This window comes from Mucilaginibacter rubeus (assembly GCF_014643835.1).
In the GTDB taxonomy this organism is placed as follows: Bacteria; Bacteroidota; Bacteroidia; order Sphingobacteriales; family Sphingobacteriaceae; genus Mucilaginibacter; species Mucilaginibacter rubeus.
The window spans coordinates 1,043,639-1,062,104 of the sequence record NZ_BMKD01000001.1; the positions used below are offsets into that span (position 1 = coordinate 1,043,639).

18 protein-coding genes are annotated in these 18,466 nt (G+C 41.2%); 6 read left to right on the forward strand and 12 right to left on the reverse strand.

Annotated features, from left to right (window positions below; translation table 11 throughout):
- Positions 1-66: 66 nt before the first annotated feature.
- The 3 genes from IEX80_RS04135 to IEX80_RS04145 all read right to left on the reverse strand — a co-directional run bounded on the left by IEX80_RS04135 (position 67) and on the right by IEX80_RS04145 (position 2,131).
- A complete protein-coding gene (locus IEX80_RS04135; protein ID WP_176629034.1) occupies positions 67-306 on the reverse strand; it encodes a PDDEXK nuclease domain-containing protein in 240 nt (79 codons plus the stop codon).
- Between the two features lie 15 nt (positions 307-321).
- Positions 322-843, reverse strand: coding sequence for a DUF1016 N-terminal domain-containing protein (locus tag IEX80_RS04140; protein ID WP_176629035.1), 522 nt, complete (start codon positions 841-843; stop codon positions 322-324).
- An 88-nt stretch (positions 844-931) separates the two neighbouring features.
- A complete protein-coding gene (locus tag IEX80_RS04145) occupies positions 932-2,131 on the reverse strand; it encodes a site-specific integrase (protein WP_188831997.1) in 1,200 nt (399 codons plus the stop codon).
- A 524-nt stretch (positions 2,132-2,655) separates the two neighbouring features.
- On the opposite strand from IEX80_RS04145, the gene IEX80_RS04150 reads away from it, so the two are divergent.
- Together IEX80_RS04150 and IEX80_RS04155 are read left to right on the forward strand one after the other, a co-directional pair.
- Positions 2,656-3,201, forward strand: a complete 546-nt coding sequence (locus IEX80_RS04150; RefSeq protein ID WP_188831998.1) for a hypothetical protein — start codon at positions 2,656-2,658, stop codon at positions 3,199-3,201.
- A 15-nt stretch (positions 3,202-3,216) separates the two neighbouring features.
- Positions 3,217-4,131: a DUF4365 domain-containing protein gene (locus tag IEX80_RS04155; protein WP_188831999.1), complete on the forward strand. Its 915-nt coding sequence runs from the start codon at positions 3,217-3,219 to the stop codon at positions 4,129-4,131.
- A gap of 10 nt (positions 4,132-4,141) precedes the next feature.
- Here the strand turns inward: IEX80_RS04155 and IEX80_RS04160 are convergent, their stop codons facing one another.
- From IEX80_RS04160 to IEX80_RS04175, 4 genes are read right to left on the reverse strand one after another with little or no spacing between them, the layout of a single operon-like run.
- Positions 4,142-6,019, reverse strand: a complete 1,878-nt coding sequence (locus IEX80_RS04160; protein WP_188832000.1) for an HsdM family class I SAM-dependent methyltransferase — start codon at positions 6,017-6,019, stop codon at positions 4,142-4,144.
- 1 nt (position 6,020) lies between these two features.
- Positions 6,021-6,812, reverse strand: coding sequence for a hypothetical protein (locus IEX80_RS04165; RefSeq protein ID WP_188832001.1), 792 nt, complete (start codon positions 6,810-6,812; stop codon positions 6,021-6,023).
- 2 nt (positions 6,813-6,814) lie between these two features.
- A complete protein-coding gene (locus tag IEX80_RS04170) occupies positions 6,815-7,894 on the reverse strand; it encodes a hypothetical protein (protein ID WP_188832002.1) in 1,080 nt (359 codons plus the stop codon).
- 7 nt (positions 7,895-7,901) lie between these two features.
- Entirely contained in the window at positions 7,902-10,190 is a 2,289-nt protein-coding gene (locus tag IEX80_RS04175) for an ATP-binding protein (RefSeq protein WP_188832003.1), read from the reverse strand.
- Positions 10,191-10,383: 193 nt separating this feature from the next.
- Here IEX80_RS04175 and IEX80_RS04180 point away from each other — a divergent pair, with 193 nt between their 5' ends.
- Both IEX80_RS04180 and IEX80_RS04185 read left to right on the forward strand, forming a co-directional pair.
- Positions 10,384-10,686: a hypothetical protein gene (locus IEX80_RS04180; RefSeq protein ID WP_188832004.1), complete on the forward strand. Its 303-nt coding sequence runs from the start codon at positions 10,384-10,386 to the stop codon at positions 10,684-10,686.
- The gene (locus tag IEX80_RS04185; RefSeq protein ID WP_188832005.1) at positions 10,635-11,570 is read left to right on the forward strand and encodes an SOS response-associated peptidase; all 936 of its coding nucleotides are present in this window, start codon (positions 10,635-10,637) and stop codon (positions 11,568-11,570) included. Before IEX80_RS04180 ends, IEX80_RS04185 begins: the two co-directional genes overlap by 52 nt.
- A 2-nt stretch (positions 11,571-11,572) precedes the next feature.
- Here the strand turns inward: IEX80_RS04185 and IEX80_RS04190 are convergent, their stop codons facing one another.
- Genes IEX80_RS04190 through IEX80_RS04205 form a run of 4 tightly spaced genes read right to left on the reverse strand, consistent with a single transcriptional unit; the run spans position 11,573 to position 17,305 of the window.
- Positions 11,573-14,782 carry an error-prone DNA polymerase gene (locus IEX80_RS04190; protein WP_188832006.1) on the reverse strand — a complete coding sequence of 1,070 codons (3,210 nt, stop codon included), beginning with the start codon at positions 14,780-14,782 and terminating at the stop codon, positions 11,573-11,575.
- Positions 14,779-16,281, reverse strand: coding sequence for a Y-family DNA polymerase (locus IEX80_RS04195; protein WP_188832007.1), 1,503 nt, complete (start codon positions 16,279-16,281; stop codon positions 14,779-14,781). The genes IEX80_RS04190 and IEX80_RS04195 overlap by 4 nt, the downstream gene beginning before the upstream one ends.
- On the reverse strand, positions 16,274-16,999 hold the full coding sequence (locus tag IEX80_RS04200) for an ImuA family protein (RefSeq protein ID WP_188832008.1): 726 nt from the start codon (positions 16,997-16,999) through the stop codon (positions 16,274-16,276). Before IEX80_RS04200 ends, IEX80_RS04195 begins: the two co-directional genes overlap by 8 nt.
- Before the next feature lie 9 nt (positions 17,000-17,008).
- Positions 17,009-17,305, reverse strand: a complete 297-nt coding sequence (locus tag IEX80_RS04205) for a hypothetical protein (RefSeq protein ID WP_188832009.1) — start codon at positions 17,303-17,305, stop codon at positions 17,009-17,011.
- 105 nt (positions 17,306-17,410) lie between these two features.
- On the opposite strand from IEX80_RS04205, the gene IEX80_RS04210 reads away from it, so the two are divergent.
- Both IEX80_RS04210 and IEX80_RS04215 read left to right on the forward strand, forming a co-directional pair.
- Complete coding sequence (locus IEX80_RS04210; RefSeq protein WP_188832010.1) at positions 17,411-17,764, forward strand: hypothetical protein; 354 nt, start codon at positions 17,411-17,413, stop codon at positions 17,762-17,764.
- 5 nt (positions 17,765-17,769) lie between these two features.
- Positions 17,770-18,021, forward strand: a complete 252-nt coding sequence (locus IEX80_RS04215; protein WP_188832011.1) for a hypothetical protein — start codon at positions 17,770-17,772, stop codon at positions 18,019-18,021.
- An 11-nt stretch (positions 18,022-18,032) separates the two neighbouring features.
- Here the strand turns inward: IEX80_RS04215 and IEX80_RS04220 are convergent, their stop codons facing one another.
- The gene (locus IEX80_RS04220; protein WP_188832012.1) at positions 18,033-18,293 is read right to left on the reverse strand and encodes a hypothetical protein; all 261 of its coding nucleotides are present in this window, start codon (positions 18,291-18,293) and stop codon (positions 18,033-18,035) included.
- Positions 18,294-18,466 lie beyond the last annotated feature (173 nt).

The following is an 18,466-nucleotide window of genomic DNA, read 5'->3' on the forward strand; positions in this document are numbered from 1 at the left end:
GTGTAACATATATATAACCAACGCGGTTCGCCACTGGCTATATTCAGTTTTTGAGATCTGGCAGTATTATAGTTTTTGAAAACTTTTGAAGGAATAAAACCGTTCCGACCAGACCATGGTTCTCATTGAAGAAAACTGTCGACCAGGGAGGGTGATGCGCCGCTGCCGTCCTTCAAACAAAAAGCCTTTACCTAATTCCAGCATAAAGTGCTCCAGTTTATTGATGATGGCGGTCTCCAGATCATTCTCCGAATAGCCGCTATCCTCCTTTAAGCCCAAAAACTCCAGTACGAACGGGCTTTTCAACGCGCGAATGGGTTCTTAGCTTGTTTGACCTGCCTCCGCACCATCCGGTACGCATTTTTTATCGCGGCTTAACGCCAGCCGCTCGAACAGGGAAGAATTGTACTGACGCTGCAATTCCCGGACTGACCAGTTATTCGTTACCGATTGCTGCTCATAAAATTCCCGTTCACCGGGGTCGGCAATCTTCATTAACTGGATGTAATGTGTCCAGCTTAATTTGAACAGACCGGAAAACGCAATCAGTGATTGCGGAATCTGTTCCTGATATAACAGGTAGAACCTTTTGAAATAGTCCAGGTTACGATGCGAATAACCTTTGCCATATTCGCGCGTCAGCGCTTGACTGAGGTCTTTGACGATTGTTTCCGTATAAGCGGCCCGCTGGCTGCCGGCCTGCTCTTCATTGACAATCATTTCACCTATATGATAATAGGTGTAGGTCATTACGGTGTTCACATTCCGAACAACCTCGCTGCGGGATTTTTCGATCAGTTCCCTGACTGACCTGAAAAGTTTGTCATTGGTTAGCTGTTCCATTAGCTTACGCGTTTCATTGCGGGTTTAACATTCGATCTTCTTGCTGCCGGGCGCTTGGGTTCCGGTTTCAGTTTTTCCTTCAGCACGCTCATATCCTCGCTGATCTTTTTAAGCAGTACACGGGCATAGATCTGCGTCGTGGCAATCTTGGTATGGCCATCATTTTGCTGACGGTTTCAATAGATACGTTATTGGCTAAGGTGATCGTCGTGGCAAACGTGTGGCGGCCTACACCGAAGGTGAGGGTCTTTTTGATACCTAAGATCTTGGCAATCTCTTTAAGGTGCATATTAACCTTCTGGTTGGTGAGGGTCGGAAAGATCGTGCCGTGGTAAACTGCCCTGGGATCGTCTTCATACTTCTTCATCAGGGCAAGTGCCGGTGCCAGCAAAGGGATATTGGTTGCCTCATTGCTTTTCTGCCGGAACAGCTTCAGCCATTTTCCACCGTCTTCGCCATCGACCACATTGCGTTCCGTCAGATTCATCAGGTCGACGAACGAAAGGCCGGTATAACAGGCATATACAAAAAGGTCGCGGATCATGACGAGCGACCCGGAAGCGAACTCATGCTCCTGAACGAGCTTCAGTTCTGAATTGGAAAGGAAGGCTGTTTCTCCCTTCTTATACCGGAACCTGTAATTTTTGAAGGGGTCTTTATTGATCCATTGCAGTTTGAAAGCCAGCGTGGTCATCTTGCGCAGTCGGATCAAATGTTTCATCACACCATTATTGTTGATCGGCTGAGGGTGGTCAGCTGGCTTGTGATTGCGCAAATACGTTTCAAAATCGACGATAAATTTGTAGTCGATCTCATGGATGCGGATATCGGTGGTCTTGCGTTTCTCTTTCAGGAACTTTTCCAGGTAGCACCGGGTCACCGTGTAGTGCTTAAGGGTACTCCAGGTGAATGCTGCCGAAGCGACCTCATAATGATAATCCATCAGCCTGCTGAGCGAGTAGGTTTCCTCAGTTACTTCGCCGAGGAAGCAAGCTTTGAGTAAAGCCGGCGTGATCTCTTTTCCGGCGATCTGCAATTGCCGGTAGTAGGCGGTAATGGTGAATCTGACCTGCTCCAGATAGGTGTTGGATTCTTTGGCTTCCGGCAGCCTGACCTTGACACAGCCGCGTCCTTTGTCCCAGCTTTCTGCATTCACGAAATGCGGCAGGGCAATGATTACTTTTTCCTTGTTGACCGTGATCGAGGCGTAAACCTTGGTTTTACCATCTTCTTTTTCTCTTCCTTTCTTGATGCTGAAATGCACACCAAACGACTGCGATGTTTTCATTTTTGTAACAGTTTGTTTATGAATAAATGATTAATTACATCCTGAAACCGTTCTTTTCAGGCCGCTTTTGTCCGCCGGATTGCGATTTTTAACAGTTTTTCTGAGTGCATTTGAGTTCTTATTTCAGGAACTCAACTAACTGTATTACAATCAATTAAGTCATAAAAGCGGACAAATCTAAAAAACGATTTTTGTCCGCCGGATTGTCCGCCAAAACGGTGCATTCGAAAGGATTGAGAAGGATTGGAATAAAATAAAAAATCCTGTAAATCAACGACTTACAGGATTTTTTAGTGCCGAAAACACTAATTTGTGCGCCCACCTGGGCTCGAACCAGGGACCAAAAGATTATGAGTGGTCGAGTTGGCTCGGAATATCTTGAGTCAAAAACTGCGTTTTTGACTTGCTTAAGGCTAATTTACGATTATATTTTCTTTTTTGCAAGTATTTCAATGACGGAATGGTGACGGTTTTTCGTTAAATTCAACAGAAAATCCTGCTATTATAAATGTACCTTAGATGATATGGACTTACCACAGCGGATTTTTCTTGATACCTCTGTTATCAATTTTATCGTAGACCATTCGGAAAGCATTTTTGACGGCGGTGAGATAAGTGAAAGTGTAAATGATCGTGCTTACGATGATATCCGCGCGATGATGAGGATTTTTTATTATGCCGATCATAATGCAATTGAAATGATAATTTCGAAGACCACATTCCAAGAAATAAACGCTACCACGGATCAAGAGAAAAAAGAAAAGCTAAAAAAATATTGCGATGAGCTTTGGATGTATTTTCATTACCTTATCGAAGATGATTATACTGCGCCTGGGCTAGAGGTAAAATATTATGAAGAATATTTACTCGATAAGGGATTAGGTCAATTATCTGATGCCAATGACCGGCAGCTTATTATTGAAGCGCTATTTTATAAGTGCGATATTTTCTGTACCCGTGATTGGAAAACGATATTGAAGCATCGGCAACTGCTGAAACAAAAAATCCCATTAGAAATTTTAACCCCGTTAGAATGGTGTTTAAGATATGAGTACAAGAAAGCATATTAACTGCCGCAAAATACCATGAATAGATATTCCTCAACAGACAGAATTGGAATCAATCATGTAGAAAGTTTCTTTTTACAAAATGGCTGGATACCAAGAACAATTCTTCAGTCTGATGTCGGTTTAGATATGGAAGTAGAGATTTCCGAAGATGGAATGCCGACAGGTCAACTGTTGGGTATCCAGATAAAAACGGGGAAAAGCTATTTCAATGAAGCTTCAGAGGGCAATATCATTTTTCGTGGGTCAACCACGCATTTAGAATACTGGCTAAATCATAGTTTGCCAATTCTTATCATTCTTCACAATGACGCCACTAATCAAACAATTTGGCAAAAAATAACTGAAAAAACAATAATTAGAACTACAAAATCCTTCAAAGTTGCCATCCCGATCAACAACGCACTAAATGTTGCCGTCTTAAACAAGCTTAAGAAATTAAATAAATACCCTATCTATATTCAAAGATTGCAGCGTCTGGCCATTCATAAGCAGCTGATGTTGTTTATTAAAAATGATGAAAAGGTAATAATAGAATTACAGGAATGGGTCAACAAATCAATTGGCAGGGCTACAATAACAATAAAAAAACTTGACCACAATGGAGATGAACTTGTGTTAAGTGAAGGCGGCTACATATTTTTCAAGGGGCTGGAAGATTTGGAGGTGCTATTTCCCTGGGCAGATTTTTACATAGATGATGATTTCTATGAGGAAAGTGATGAAAACGATTATCATGCAACCTATGGTGAGCATCCACCTTACAGTTTTAGTGAATATCGAGAGCACTTACCTGATGTTCGTGCTATAGATCTGAATGGCGAAGTTCATTTATACCGGTTCGAGGTAAGCCTTAACGAAATTGCTCAATCTTTTCTTGTTTTACATGATTTTTTAGAAGGTGGACAGCAGACGAAATTGAAATTGGGTTAAACCAACGTAATTAACTTTTTGTAACAATTTCAGAGTTTGAAAGCTGGTACAGTTCAGATACATAACTGTTTGAGTCTTTTATTTTTAATAGTTTTAATTTTTCAATTTCATTTAGTTGGTAAACGCCAAAGTTTTTTAAATAGTTTCGGCTCATCGAAATGTAACCGGAGGCATAATCTTTTGTTGTCGCCTTGATATATTCAAAAAACACATCAGACTCCAATATTTTTTGAAGCGTTACAAGTTTTTCTTTTGTATCCGCGATTACAGCGATTCCGTTATAAAATAGCAAATCTCTATTTTCAGATATCACAAATGTTGGTCGTTCGCATATATGAGGAAAAAAAAGTTTGAAAGCATCAATGTCCATTGATTGCCGCCGACCAAACGCGTACCATTCCTCGTATTCCCTTTTGCCTTTGTCCCTTGTAGCTAATATTTCTCTTTTTGTAAGTAAATACTCAAATGCCTTTGGATATTCCCGTTGAAAATCAGACTCTCTTATTATAGCAGTATTCCCATTCAGAATTAAATAGGGAAATATTATCTTCTCCAGCTTCGTTTGTATGTCATCAGTAGTCTTCAACTTATTTGCGTTAACAATATCGCGGCACACTTTTTTCTCAATTGGAAACACAGCGCCGCCATCTTGCAAAAAGTAAAATTCATTATCCTCTCGTACAGGAATAAATTTATATACGTCATTTTTTAAGGTAGCAATTCCATTTTTAGTTGTGTAAAGGTCTTTAAAAGGTTTACCTGTACTTTCAACGAGTTGGACGTACATTTCAAGTTTCTTAGTGTTTACAAGATTCCACCCGTCTTTATGGTTTAGTTGATTATAATGAGTTTGATAAAAATCAGTCGGCCCTATGGTAAGCAACTTGTCACTCTGCGTTCTAAAATAACTAATTGAACCTACAGTTTTAGAGATAAAACAAAGGCATGTATAAGTATTTCTCCCCTTGAAAACCTGCTCGCCACCAAAATTTATAATTTTGAGACTAACTTGATTTTCTGCAAAGTATTCTCTTAAAGCCCGCCCATTAATACTTTTCATAAAAGTATTAACAGTAATATATCCGAGCGAACCGCCGGGTGCCAACGCTTCGTAACCGATTTGAAAGAATGGAATATAAAGATCGGGATGCCCAGTTTTAGAAACACTCCAATTCGACATCAATTTAAGAGTGTGATTATCCATATTCCGAGATGCAACATAGGGCGGGTTACCTGCTATGATGTCAAACCCCTGATTTTCGGATATTTTTGGATGAGTTTCTAACCAATCATATTCCAAAGAATTTCCTACTTCTATGTTAAACTCAAATTCAACATCCTCACCTTGAAACAATGCAAATAGGGACAACAATAGTTTGGATCGTATTGTGCTATATTCAGTAATGTCAATACCATAAATATTTTCATTGTAAATATCAAAATAGCTTTTTCCTGTTTTTTCATGGATTACAGATGCCATTGTTACTAAAAAGCCTCCACAGCCACACGAAATATCAGCGCAACACAAATTACCAATAGGTTTATTTGAAGCCTCTAAGAGGTTTAAAACAATATAATTTCTAATAAATTCAGGAGTATAAACAGCGCCGTTAATTATTTTATCCGCAGGCGATACCACAAATTCAAATAATTCAATAAGATTTTCAAAGTTAAAATCCCTTACGGCTCCGTTAATTAGAATAATAAATTTTTCAAGTTGGGTAGATTCGTCATCGTTCTTTTCGCTTTTGATAATATATCCTTTTAGAAAGGAATTTTTTACGTCGAATTTACTATTTAAATTTAAAAATGAGGTTACAATTAACCTGTCAATTAATAAAGGAGAACTTGAATATTGCTTTAAAAAGTTAAATACATCGGCATTCATATCAAAGTAATTGCGGCCATATATCCTTTGCTTTCCAGCAATTTGGTGTTTTGGCACTCATTCCAAAATGCTGAGATAAACTGGTAATAAATGGTAAAACAGTTCGTTTTTGGGAGCGCTGCAATACCCCAATATAGGTCTGATCTGAACGGAGTTTTTTCCAGGTCTTAGGGCTAAAATTTGAAGTTATAAAATCTATTCCTAAAACGATATCCATAGGGTAATGCATGAATCTTGGGCTGTCAATAAATAACGAATGCCCAAAATTATTGTTAGATACTTTTTTTAGGCGGTGACCCCCAAGCTGAAAATGGTATATTGGATGAACTTCCTCCGGATGATTTCCACCCGTTATATGCCGGTCGAGGTGGTACGACAAAATGTGATAATTTCCTTTCCTGGATAATCCTTCCAGTACCAAATTAAATTCCAAATGATGAAAAGGGTCTAATATTTCTGTACTCTTATCATAAGCGCCGGATAAAGAAATATCGAAAGTCAATTTACCTGTTTTTACACTTAAAGGATATTGAATTCCTGTGGTATCTACAGTAAATACCAAATTTTTAGCAGTATAACCCCAACTCATTGGGGTACTTTGTTTGACATCCTGCCCATTAACGACCGTATTTACTGGAGGCAAATAATTTGGATTATTTAATTCTTTAATAGCTGTGTCAATAGTATCTATGGTTCGTTTTTCCAAATTCACTTTTAAAAGACTCGCCTTTAATAATGTTAAATCCCTGGCAATGTCATTCCGGAATTTTTGGTTGTCAGTATTGATATTCATGATTACAAGTCTGCTATTTCAACTGAATATCTTTCCACCTCGGACGGGTGAATTACCACTCCGTCTCTTTCAGCAAGCCTCTCGATCAAAGCAAATAAAGAAACATAGTTGTAGTCTTGCCATGGTTTTGGTTCTGACTTCATATCTATCTTAAAGGCCTCATAGGGATCAATCGGTTGTTTTGTCACAACGCAAACAGTCCAATAGTTGGTACTAAAATTAAATTTAAGAGGTTTGGCAGCCACAATTTTTTCACCTACAATTGGTAATAATAAGGCAACTCTTTCCTCAGCATTTAACCCAGCAAGATTATCTCTTGTGAGATCGCTAAAAATTTCTGAAACAGAATCGCTCCACCATCTGTCCCAACTTTCATGAAATACCCCTTTATATTTTGCCTCAATAAATAATTTATCCCTGACAATTTCCCAGTTTGAAGATTCCTTTATATCAATTCCTAATCTTGCCGCTAAAATATCCTCATTAATTAAAACTCCGGTAGGTTGGACAATATCTTTAAAAATTACACGAGCAATTTCATGCACTGGGGGATTTTCTTCATTAATGAATCTTGATAAAATTCTATTATCTATTGAAGCATAATCTCTTTCGAGTAACTTGCTAAAATCTTTAAGATTGGCAGCTATTCTCTGATAGCCTAATATAATCGAGGAAATCTTCTTTATTGTATGATCCCCGATTTCATTTTTCAAAAATGTCCAATCGAATAAATCATGACTCGTGAAATCTCTTTTAAATGAATCTTTTATTCTGTCATCTGTGGAACAAAGAAATATCGGAATATCGGGTATTTTTTTTTCGGTAGCCAACGTTCTAACGGTTTGGGCCAATGGTGGTGCTTGGTATTTAACCTTTGTACCATCTTCCTGGTCACCGTTCAATTGTAGGTCAAGGAAAAGACCATTATAGTCTTTCAATATGCCTTCTAAACTGTCTAATTCTGATTCGAATGCCACAGGCTTTTCCCATTTGACATCCAACTCTCCTGTAGATTTTAATTTATTGACGATTGGTTGTATTAAATCAGCTTTTTCGTCATCAAGATAGAATACTTTATACATTATTTAATTAGGCTTTAGGTAATTCAATTCTTATAGTGGTGGTAAATCCGTCTGTGGGTTCTTTCACAAAAATATCACCACCATAACCTTCGACAATATCCCTTACAATTTTCAATCCTATTCCAGTACCGGTTAGTTCTTCCATTTCATTTGCAGAATTACCAGACGGCGCACTTGTTGTAAAGAATGGGGTAAATATTTTGTCCTCGTTTTCTTTAGGAATGCCAATACCATTATCTGAAAATTCCAAATAAACTATGTCATCAGCTTTCCCAGCCTTAATGTGTATTAACCCTTTAACTTTGGTTTTCTTAATAGCCTTTTTTGAATTGGTATAAAAATTAAACAGAATGGATGCCCACTCAGACATATGCATCGGGCAGGTGAATAAATGATAGCCAATAAATTCAGGCTTTTCCAATGTAATTCCTGATCTAATAAGGTCAGGAGAAATTACATCCGAAAACTTGTAAACAGCATCTCGCAATTCTATTACTTCTAATTCCCGGTTTACATTTTTAGAAATAGCTTCTTTAAAATAAGAAGTGTAAACAGTGAAAGCCGCCAAATTGTCTTGCAAGCGGACTCCAGTAGTTTTACCTTCTTCAGTGTTAACTAAGCTGGTTAGTAATTCGGCATCGTATTTAAATGCTGGTTCATAATGATTTATTTCATGCACAAACTCACCTATCGTCAATCCCAGTCCTGCTAAAATTCTTAATAATTGAATTTCCTTTAAGAGTTCCTTTTTAACCGCCTCTGCTTCGATTTTTTCTTCTATTGTAATTTCTTCTACTTCAACCAACTTTTGTTCTATAACTCTTAGGGTGTCATTAAAAGAGGCTTGAACTTCTTCAGGAGGTGAATTTGAATTACTTGTAGATTTTATAATACTTTCCAAATCCTCTTTTACTTCTTGTAGAACCTGAGAAGAAGACCGTCCTGTCCAATTTTTTTGAGCAGCTGTACCTTTACGTTCCCTTAAAAAAGATATTTTGAGGGCTACATCGGTTAGTACTTTATATCCAAAATCTTGTAATTCAGATAATGATTCATTGGCTAATAACCCCTCGCGACTTGACTGTTCTTGAAAATTAATCCCATTGGGGTCAATCAATTCAATAAATCCAAAAAAGTTGATATTGGAGTGCGGAGTGATAAACGTTCTTCTTCGAGCGGAGGCATCTAAACCTAACCAATCGTCATCCTTTTCACCGTATGGCAATACCCGAAACCCATTTCTATATAACCTTATCCCACCATTTTCACGAGCATTTTGCCTTATGTATGTTTCTATTTTTTTAGGGATAAGTCCGACATTATAAATGAAATAATAGGCTTTCAGATGAATGTTTTTTAATGAATTGAATTTATCATCTCGTTCTTTTTTGCCGATTAAATCGATGTCATCCTGATTAGTTACCCCTAACTTGTGGCTGGTAAATGAATAATAACCTTGCCCATCGTCATCAACGTAAGCTTCAATTTCGGCAAGGGAATGTTGAAAGAATGCACTTTCGACATCAATTATGGTTTCGCCATTTTTATAAAATGAAACAATAAATCCTGGATCATTCTCACTTTGTTGAAAGCGAGTTGAAAGTGGAAATGGCTGTAATAATTCAGAAATATATTTGTAGGCCCGACTGATCATTGTATCAGTCCAAATATCCCTTACATTTTCAATTAACAGCGTTGTACCTTCAGGCTTCTCTTTATCAACTTCAACAATAGAATTAGTAACTAATAAAAGATTTGTATCTATGGCGTAATTATCCCAGTTAACTGTAACTTTCAAAGCCTTATCCGATGCTAAGGTTTGAGTTATAATGGTCAAAACCTGGCCAATCCTTTGAGTTGCAAACCTGCCAATTCCCTTTTGACCTGCTCGCGATCTTTTATAACGTGGAGATTTTGGGTTATGAATTTTATCGCTGGAAGATATTGTCATAAAACCCTTGACCAGTTGTTCCCTGGTCATCCCTAAACCATTATCATCAATTGTGACATTGCCTCCAATTTGAGAACATCCATTAAAATAAAGATTTACTGTTGTTGCATCTGCGTCATATGCATTTTTAACAAGTTCGGCCACTGCTGATTCATGTCGCCCTACAAGTTCTTTGCCCAATCGATTAATTACTCCTGCATCAACAGAAAAACGGATATTATCCTGATCCAAGGACGCTATTTCATGTGAAATGGACAATAAAACATTATTGTCGGAAACACCTTTTTGTAATTCTGCATTAAGTTGTTCTTTTAATAATTTTATTTGTTTTTCAATGTCAGTCATGAATAGGTTATAAATTGTAAATGTATTCTTTTTAGATTGATTATTGAATGTCCAATTTACTATAACGTCACAAAAGACTAAAATTACAACAGCTCGGGAACTATAAAAAAATGTAGACGTTTCTAAAAGTCACATAATTGAAGTAAGGCACCATTGACTTGTAATTACTAATTTTGTTAGTATATTTGTTATAATGAATGATCCAAAGACATTTGAGGTGGAGGTTAACGGACAGATCGTTCGAGTGAGCGGTCACACGATAAAGTCGGCTCGGGTCTACCATATTGTTTATCCCAATTCCAAACCGCCTTTAAATATTACCATAGCTGAAGATACTGATGGGGTAAAATTTTGGACATCTCTTCCTGAAGGACGTCAAGAAGAAGCAGAATTTGCAGGCAAGATTATTGCTACGTATATTCGTGAATACAGGAGGAATCAACTATGTGTTACTACAACGGACAAAAAGTTACCCGCTCGGAATTTATTCGATTAAAAGGCATAGAAAAAGCGATTAGGAATTATAACTTTCTAAACGTCGGCGTTCATAAGGGTTTTAACTACGCCCCCTGTGCGATATTAGTTCCGTCTGAAGATGGAAAGGACTTTGAGATTGTCCAGGCCGAATGGGGTTATGTGCCGGGTTTTGTGAAAACCCGATCTGAAGCTAACATCTTCCGCGCCAAATACACTACTCTTAATTTTAAATCAGAAAATCTTTTTGTGAAGGAGGACGGCAAGAGGTCTATGTGGTCATCCGCAGCTAAGAATCGTCGTTGCCTGGTTTTATCTACAGGCATTGTCGAAAGCCGACATGTGCCGAAGATTGGCAAAAAGGGACAGGAGTTAAAAGAGACGATCAAATATCCATATTATGTAACGGTAAAGAACCAGGAGTATTTTTTTATGCCCGGTTTATATAACGAATGGTTAGACCCGGAAACGAGCCAGTTTGTAAATACCGTCGCTATTGGCATTACAGAGGCCAATGCCCTTATGCGCCAAGTTCATAATACTAAATTGCGCATGCCGACGATATTAACGGAAGACCTGGCCTATGAATGGTTACTCAAAAAGCCGGACGAGGAACGATTGAGCACAATTGCCCGCACCCAAATACCGTCACGCTTATTAGAGTTTTGTACTATTGATCCAGATTACCGCACCGCTAAAGAAGCGACACCGCGTGACTTTCCGGAATTAGCGCCGATAGACACGGCTTACCTTGACTTTGCTGAGGAACTACAGTTTAATCATTGGCCCGACGATCTTGAGCCCGTACTGGCTGGTGCTGAGCGGCCATCAGGAAAAGTCGTCGAAAGTACAGTCAGGACTTATTATCCTCCGGGTATAAACCCCCAAGGTGATCTGTTCAACTAATGTTATTTAAAATTCCTGCCTTTGTGCAGATAGTTGGCCGAATCGGTATCAAGAGACTTTAATGGTTTTTCCATCGGGATAAAGGGCGATGCTTTTTCATCGGCGCGAGACAACGTTAAAACAGGTTGTTTGTCGTTACGGATGGCAGTTAGGTCGCCGAGTAGTTTGGTAATATCAAAAACGCGTCGAACGATGATGTGCGTAACTTCAGTACGTTCGACCACACCCTCAACCATCAGTAACCGCGCATGTAAAATTTCTTTGCGGTATTTATCAAACAGTTTTGGAAAAACCACCAGGTTGGTTGTACCTGTTTCATCTTCCAATGTAATAAAGCAAACTCCTTTAGCTGTACCTGGGCGCTGGCGGATCAGAATTAAACCTGCCGTTTTAATGACCGTTTTATTTTCAGTTACATTAGCTTCTTTAGCTGTTTTGATATGTAACAATTCAAGCGTATGGCGAATAAAGCTAAATGGATGGCCCTTTATAGAAAGCCCTGTTGTAGCATAATCCTGTACGACGTGTTCTGACAAGCGCAGTTCAGGCAGATTCACTTCCGGCTCGTGAACGCTTTCCGATGGTTGGCCTTGCATCAATTGTACAGGACGGTCATGTAGTGCGGATACTTCCCAAAGCGCGCGCCTGCGGTCAAGTCCCATAGAACGAAAAGCATCAGCATTGGCGAGTTTTTCCATCGTGGCTACGCTGACTCCGGCATCACAAAGCTGATGAGGAGCAGTATAGGGTTTAGTTCTGCCTGCCACCAATTTATCCATTTCCTCTTTTCTAATGCCATCAATCTCTCTAAGCCCTAATCTATGCGCAAAATATTCACCTTGCTTGGCTTCAAGCATATTGTCCCATTGGGAAAGATTAACATCAATAGGTAACATTATAACACCATGCTCACGGGCATTCCTAACGATCTGCGCAGGTTGGTAAAAGCCCATGGGCTGACTATTAAGTAAAGCAGCGCAGAATACTTCGGGGTAATAAAATTTAAGCCAGCAAGATACATAAACCAATAAGGCAAAACTGGCGGCGTGGCTCTCTGGAAAACCATAACTCCCAAATCCCTCTAACTGTTTGAAAATGCGGCGGGCATATTCTTCAGTATAACCACGAGAAGTCATACCGTTGATCAGTTTGTGCTCAAACTTGCTGACCATACCGTTGAATTTGAAGGTCGCCATGGTACGGCGAAGCAGATCAGCCTCTCCGGGTGTAAAACCTGCGGCTACGATGGCCAGCTCCATCGCCTGCTCCTGGAACAGCGGTACGCCGAGTGTGCGCTCCAATATAGATTTAATTTCTTCCGAAGGATAATCTACAGCTTCTTCACCATTCCGTCGCCTGATATAGGGGTGCACCATATCGCCTTGTATCGGGCCTGGCCTTACAATCGCCACTTCGATTACTAGGTCATAAAAGCAGGTAGGCTTCATTCGCGGCAGCATAGACATTTGCGCCCGGCTCTCGATTTGAAACACGCCAACGGTATCGGCGGCGGTGATCATTTCATAAACTTTGGGATCATCCTGCGGGATATTAGCCAAAGTGAGTGTGATCCCATAGTGACTTTGCACCAGATCAAAAGCCTTACGAATACAGGTCAGCATACCCAAAGACAAAATATCCACTTTCATAAATCCAAGCGCATCGATATCGTCTTTGTTCCACTCGATATTAGTACGGTTCTCCATGCGGGCATGGAAGATCGGGCACAGGTCGCTTAGCTTACCATCGGTAATGACAAAGCCCCCCGTATGCTGGCCAAGCTGACGGGGAAAACCGATTAGCAATGAGGTAAGTTCAATTACTTTCAACAAATGAGGGTCTTTGTGATTAAGCCCTAAAGCGCCGACCTGCTCTGCCGTAATTTCCTCATCGGACAGATCGCCGTAAGCATCCGATAGCTGCTTGACCACATCTACCGAAAGTCCCATGGCGCGTCCAACATCATTTACCGCGCCTTTGTAATGGAGCATGAATACGGTTGGCAGGATCGCTGCACGGTCACGGCCAAAGCGATTGTAGACATACTGCATTACTTCTTCCCGCCGTTCATGCTCAAAGTCCACATCAATGTCAGGCGGCTCGTTGCGCTCTTTGGAAAGGAAACGGGCGAAGAGTAAATTGGATTTATCAGGTGCGACCGACGTAATGCCGAGTACAAAGCAAACTGCGGAGTTAGCGGCAGATCCCCGGCCCTGACAAAGGATATGCTGGTTCCTGGCCCAGGTAACATAGTCTTCTACAGTGAGGAAATAATCGGGAACATCCAATTCGGCTATGATCCCCAATTCATCTTCAATAGCTTTTTTGACTTTCGACGGTATGTTGTTATTATAAAAGCTATTCGCACCTTTCCAGGCGAGGTATTCCAATTGCTGCTGAGGTGTACGCCCGTCAGTGGTCAGTTCACTGGGATATTTGTATTTCAGTGATTTCAGGTCGAACCGGCAGGCATCAGCAATAGTCCGGGCATTAATGATCGCTTCCGGAAAATTGCGAAATAAGCGCTCCATCTCAGCTTTTTCTTTGAGATGCCTTTCGGCATTTTGATGCAGTTTATAACCGGCATTAAAAATGGTGCATTTTTCCCGAATGCAAGTCACAACGTCTTGCAGTTCCCTTCTGTTAGGGTGATGATAATGAACGTCATTAGTGGCGACCAATGGGATATTTAATTCAGCTAACAGGAAAAGGCGCTTGGCATCATCGCCTGTATAATACTTGGTTGCAGCGAGATAAAGATTAGGCAGGTTTTGCTTGTAATCTTTTACATGGTGCGTAAATACAAGTTCAAATTCAAAATCTTGGGTGATCTTGTCGGGTGGTATGATAATAAAATAAGACCCTTCGGAATGCTGGTAAACATCCCTTTTAGAAATATAACATTTTTCTTTTTCAGCACGCAAATTGCCCAATGTAAGTAAAGCGGAAAGCCGGGCATAGGATTCTTTGTCAGTTGGATAAGCCAACAAGCTTGGTCCATCGAGCAGGTCAAGGCGAACACCGGGAATCAGTCGGATATTGCGGTCTTTAGCAACTTGGTAAGCACGGACAACACCTGCAAAAGTGTTACGATCACTGATGCCAATCGCATCATACCCCAAATCGGCCGCCTGGTCGACGAGTTCTTCCGGGTGACTGCCGCCGCGCCGAAAGCTAAAATTGCTGGTCACCTGTAATTCGACGTAACTCATGCGAAAAAGCCATGTAGATACCAGTGTTGATTGTTTTCTGCATTATAGTGGCCTGAGCGAAAAAGCCAATACCGACGCCCTGCTTCATCTTCGGCGATATAGTAGTCCCGGTGTTCACCCGGTTCGAGCCACCATTCACGTTCGATGCGCTCAGGGCCGTCGGCACCTACGATAATATGCTGCTCACCTTTCCAGATAAATAACTTGGGCGGGTAATCCGGTGTTAGCGCCATCGCTTCAATACGTTCCGGATTATCCAGTATTTGCATAGGCCGTGGTTTATCCGTGCGCCAATCACTTTCGGGTTTCTTTTTAAAATTGGTGTTTGGTTCCGGCGTGCGTTCAGGCCAGTAATGTTCCCCTGGAAGGTAACGATTAATATGAGCTGTGCCGATCCGGCCTGCTACCCGGTCAAGCAGTTCGGCTACTTCTTCACTATCCGCGCCGCCTCTGGCTGACCAAATTTCACTTTGCTTATCGTTGACAGGTTCCGTCTTCAGTGCATCCAACACAAATAATTCAATGCCAAGTCCCGGCGCGATGGTTTCCAGCTTAATAAAAAATAATTTGAATAAGTGCTGTGTTCGGTTACTGGGATGATTGGTGCCTATGCTAATGTTCCCGTTCTTGCCATCTACCCGATACCAGGTTAATATAGCGGAGCGGACACCTAAACCTTCACCGTAAAGCCTTTTGCAAAGCCTTTCGAGCAAATCATTTAATCCTATTTCTATAGCCGTTCGGGTACGGACAGGTTCCATGCAATCGAGGCGTACGCTGTATGGCACTGGTTCTTTAAGTGGAAATAAATATTCTACCTCCTGACCGAGTGCTTGTTGCAGCCGCAGTACCATATCTTTACCAAAACGCCTGCGTAAGACGGCGTTTGGCATGTAAATAAAACTATTGATCTGATGCAGGCCCAAGTTCCGCAGCTTCAATAGCTGGTTCATAGGCAAACGTAGCGCGGATGGTGGTAACGGCATCAGCGCATTCCTGTGTTCGCCTTCAGGTATGATAAGGCCGGAGGTCGCGCAACGGGCAACGCCCCAGGCGGTGCCGATAGTGTCGGCAATCGCCGGGCGAACGTCATAGCCAATCGCTTTTAAGCGGGAAACAATTTCTTGTAAATAGGCTTTTTCCCCGCCTTTCAAATGTGTACAGCCGGTTACATCCAGTAATAAACCGTCAGGCGGATCAACCTGTACGAGCGGCGTATAACGCAGGCACCATTCCGCGAGGCCGGTTAGTAATTTCAGGTTGCGGCCCGGTTTACCGTCGAAAACCTGGAGATCCGGCGCGATGACCCGTGCATCGGCAACGGTCATACCTTCCGTTACTCCGTACTTACTGGCTTCATCTGTCAACGCGGTAATGAGCATACGTCCATGGTCGGGTTCGGCGAAGACATAGGCTTTCCCTTTCAGCCCGGTTTGGCGGATTGCCTTCCAGTCTGTGAGTAAATGCCGGAACCATATGGACGCAAAACGCTTAGGCATAACGACGCGCTTCTTCCGTAAGCTGCGGTATGATGATCGTTTGAAAATCCAGTTTTTTCCATTCTACAGTCCAGTTGCCTGGCCTGCCATTCCGTACTTTAAGCAATTCAACTTGCCAGCGCGGATGGCCGACGCCGGGCATACCTGTTCTCAGCTGACTACGCACAGGCCGGATTTGCCAACGGGTAACACAGGCAGTAGTATTGACTTTTTTGACATCCTTTCGCAAAACAAATCCGGTTACATGGCTTTTCTCAACGGCTAATTGTAATCGCTGGGATTCCGTAAAGCTGAGGTCTTTAGTTTCACATATCACTGTAGCAACACCATCACATTTTAGCGCTTCCTCGGTAACCCAAAGCACATCTTTTTGTAGCGGCACATCTACGAAAATAACACGGTCGGGATCGACACCAAAAAGTTTTAGCGCTGGCGGGTAAATGCGGCGGGTATAACTGATCCACAGGCACGCCCCACCGTTGCCCAATAGTTTTTGAACAAGACCGGCAATAAATCCGCCACTGGCGGCGGTGTCTTCCGGACAGTTGCTTATAAATTCGTGGATCGCTCCGGTTGGAAATACCCCGTATGGAAAAGCGGCGGCTACCGGGCCAAGGCCCAGGTCATTGTCCGTGCCGGGTTGTGGCGGACGGAAGCCCTCCCAGCGGGTCATATCGTGCCTGAGTTTGCTGATGATTTCTTCTTTCGTTGCAGTCATGGTCGTCGTTTAAAAGTCAAAGTGCATTTGGTCAAAATTCAGCTTACGGCTGCTGTTGTACTCCCTAATGGCGGCGGCAATGGTTCTCACTTCATCCAGCGAAAAAACCTCATCTTCGCTGAAACCAATAATATCTTCAGGTTCCAGCGGCTCATCCTCGATGTTCACATAAATCACCGAATGATGATTGAATGTCCTGATCTGATAGCGCATAAAATCAGCACTATCAGCAAGTTGATCAAGCTGTTCGGCAGAGAAAGTTACCAGCCGCACATTGAGTTCGATTTGTAAATTGAATGGTACCATGTTTGCCAAATTTGAGGACTATAAAGTTATGCTAATATTTTTAGCATTTTCTATTACTTTTTTACAATTTTTTATTCACATTTGTTTTATTAAAATTTACTGAACATGGATAAGGTATTTTTAAGTGGGTCTCAAAAGATTACAATTGATCGTAAACAGGGAGGGCAACTAAACCTGCGGGTAATCCCCGAATTTGATGATGCTACCGAAGCATTAATTTATGGCGGATTGGCCTTTCAATTATTGCGGGAAGATTATGGCATGTTTCAGTTATTTCATGTCGAAGCGCCTGGCTACGAAGCGCCCAAAATGGAATCGTTAGGCAGGCTATTATTTGACCGCGAGGAAAATTGGATTTATGACGGGGATAAATTAACAATTGATGAACAGGAAAAAGCTGCGGAATTCATTACCGGTCATCGTGGAACAATGGATAGACTGATCGAAGACATTCTTTAAAACATATGCATACAGAATACCTAAAGCGCGTGGTTATATATCTACAGCAGGAATTGCCGGAATATCAGGAAATGTTGACTGTGAAAGCTAATCAGATTGTTTTTACCGTACATCCCGGTGCCGTATTTGAACAATTTTACCAACAGCTGTTCGTCTCTGTATCTGCTTGTACCGCCCGTATCCGCAACAGGGAAATTGATCTGGAATTTAAGGTATGGTCACCTACGCAGGAGCGCGATTTTAAGGTGCTTAAATAAAATTTCAACTACTAAACAAAATGCCAGTCGATCTCATTGCCGACAAGCTGTGCCAGCCAATTCAGATCCGGATCGGTTAGCCATTCCCACTCGTTGATATCGGCACAAATAACGGTGCCAAGTTCTTTACCTGCCTGAAAAATATAAAAATTACAAAAGTTATCGCCGCTGAACCAATGCGGAATTATATCAAGTTCAGTCGTATCCCTGTTGATTTCAATAGTAATCAAAAAAGGTGGTGCTTCCGATAATATGGTTTCGACATCAAACAATGTTGAGGAGATTAGAAGTTAGGTATCCGATTAACATTTTTAATTTAGGATGCTGACCTGGATAATACCCTAAGCTAAGAAATCATAAAGTCATTTCAAATAACCCAATTTCAAATTGGATCAGATTGACTTCTTTGATATCTATAATAGCAACCTAAATTGTAAGTGAATAA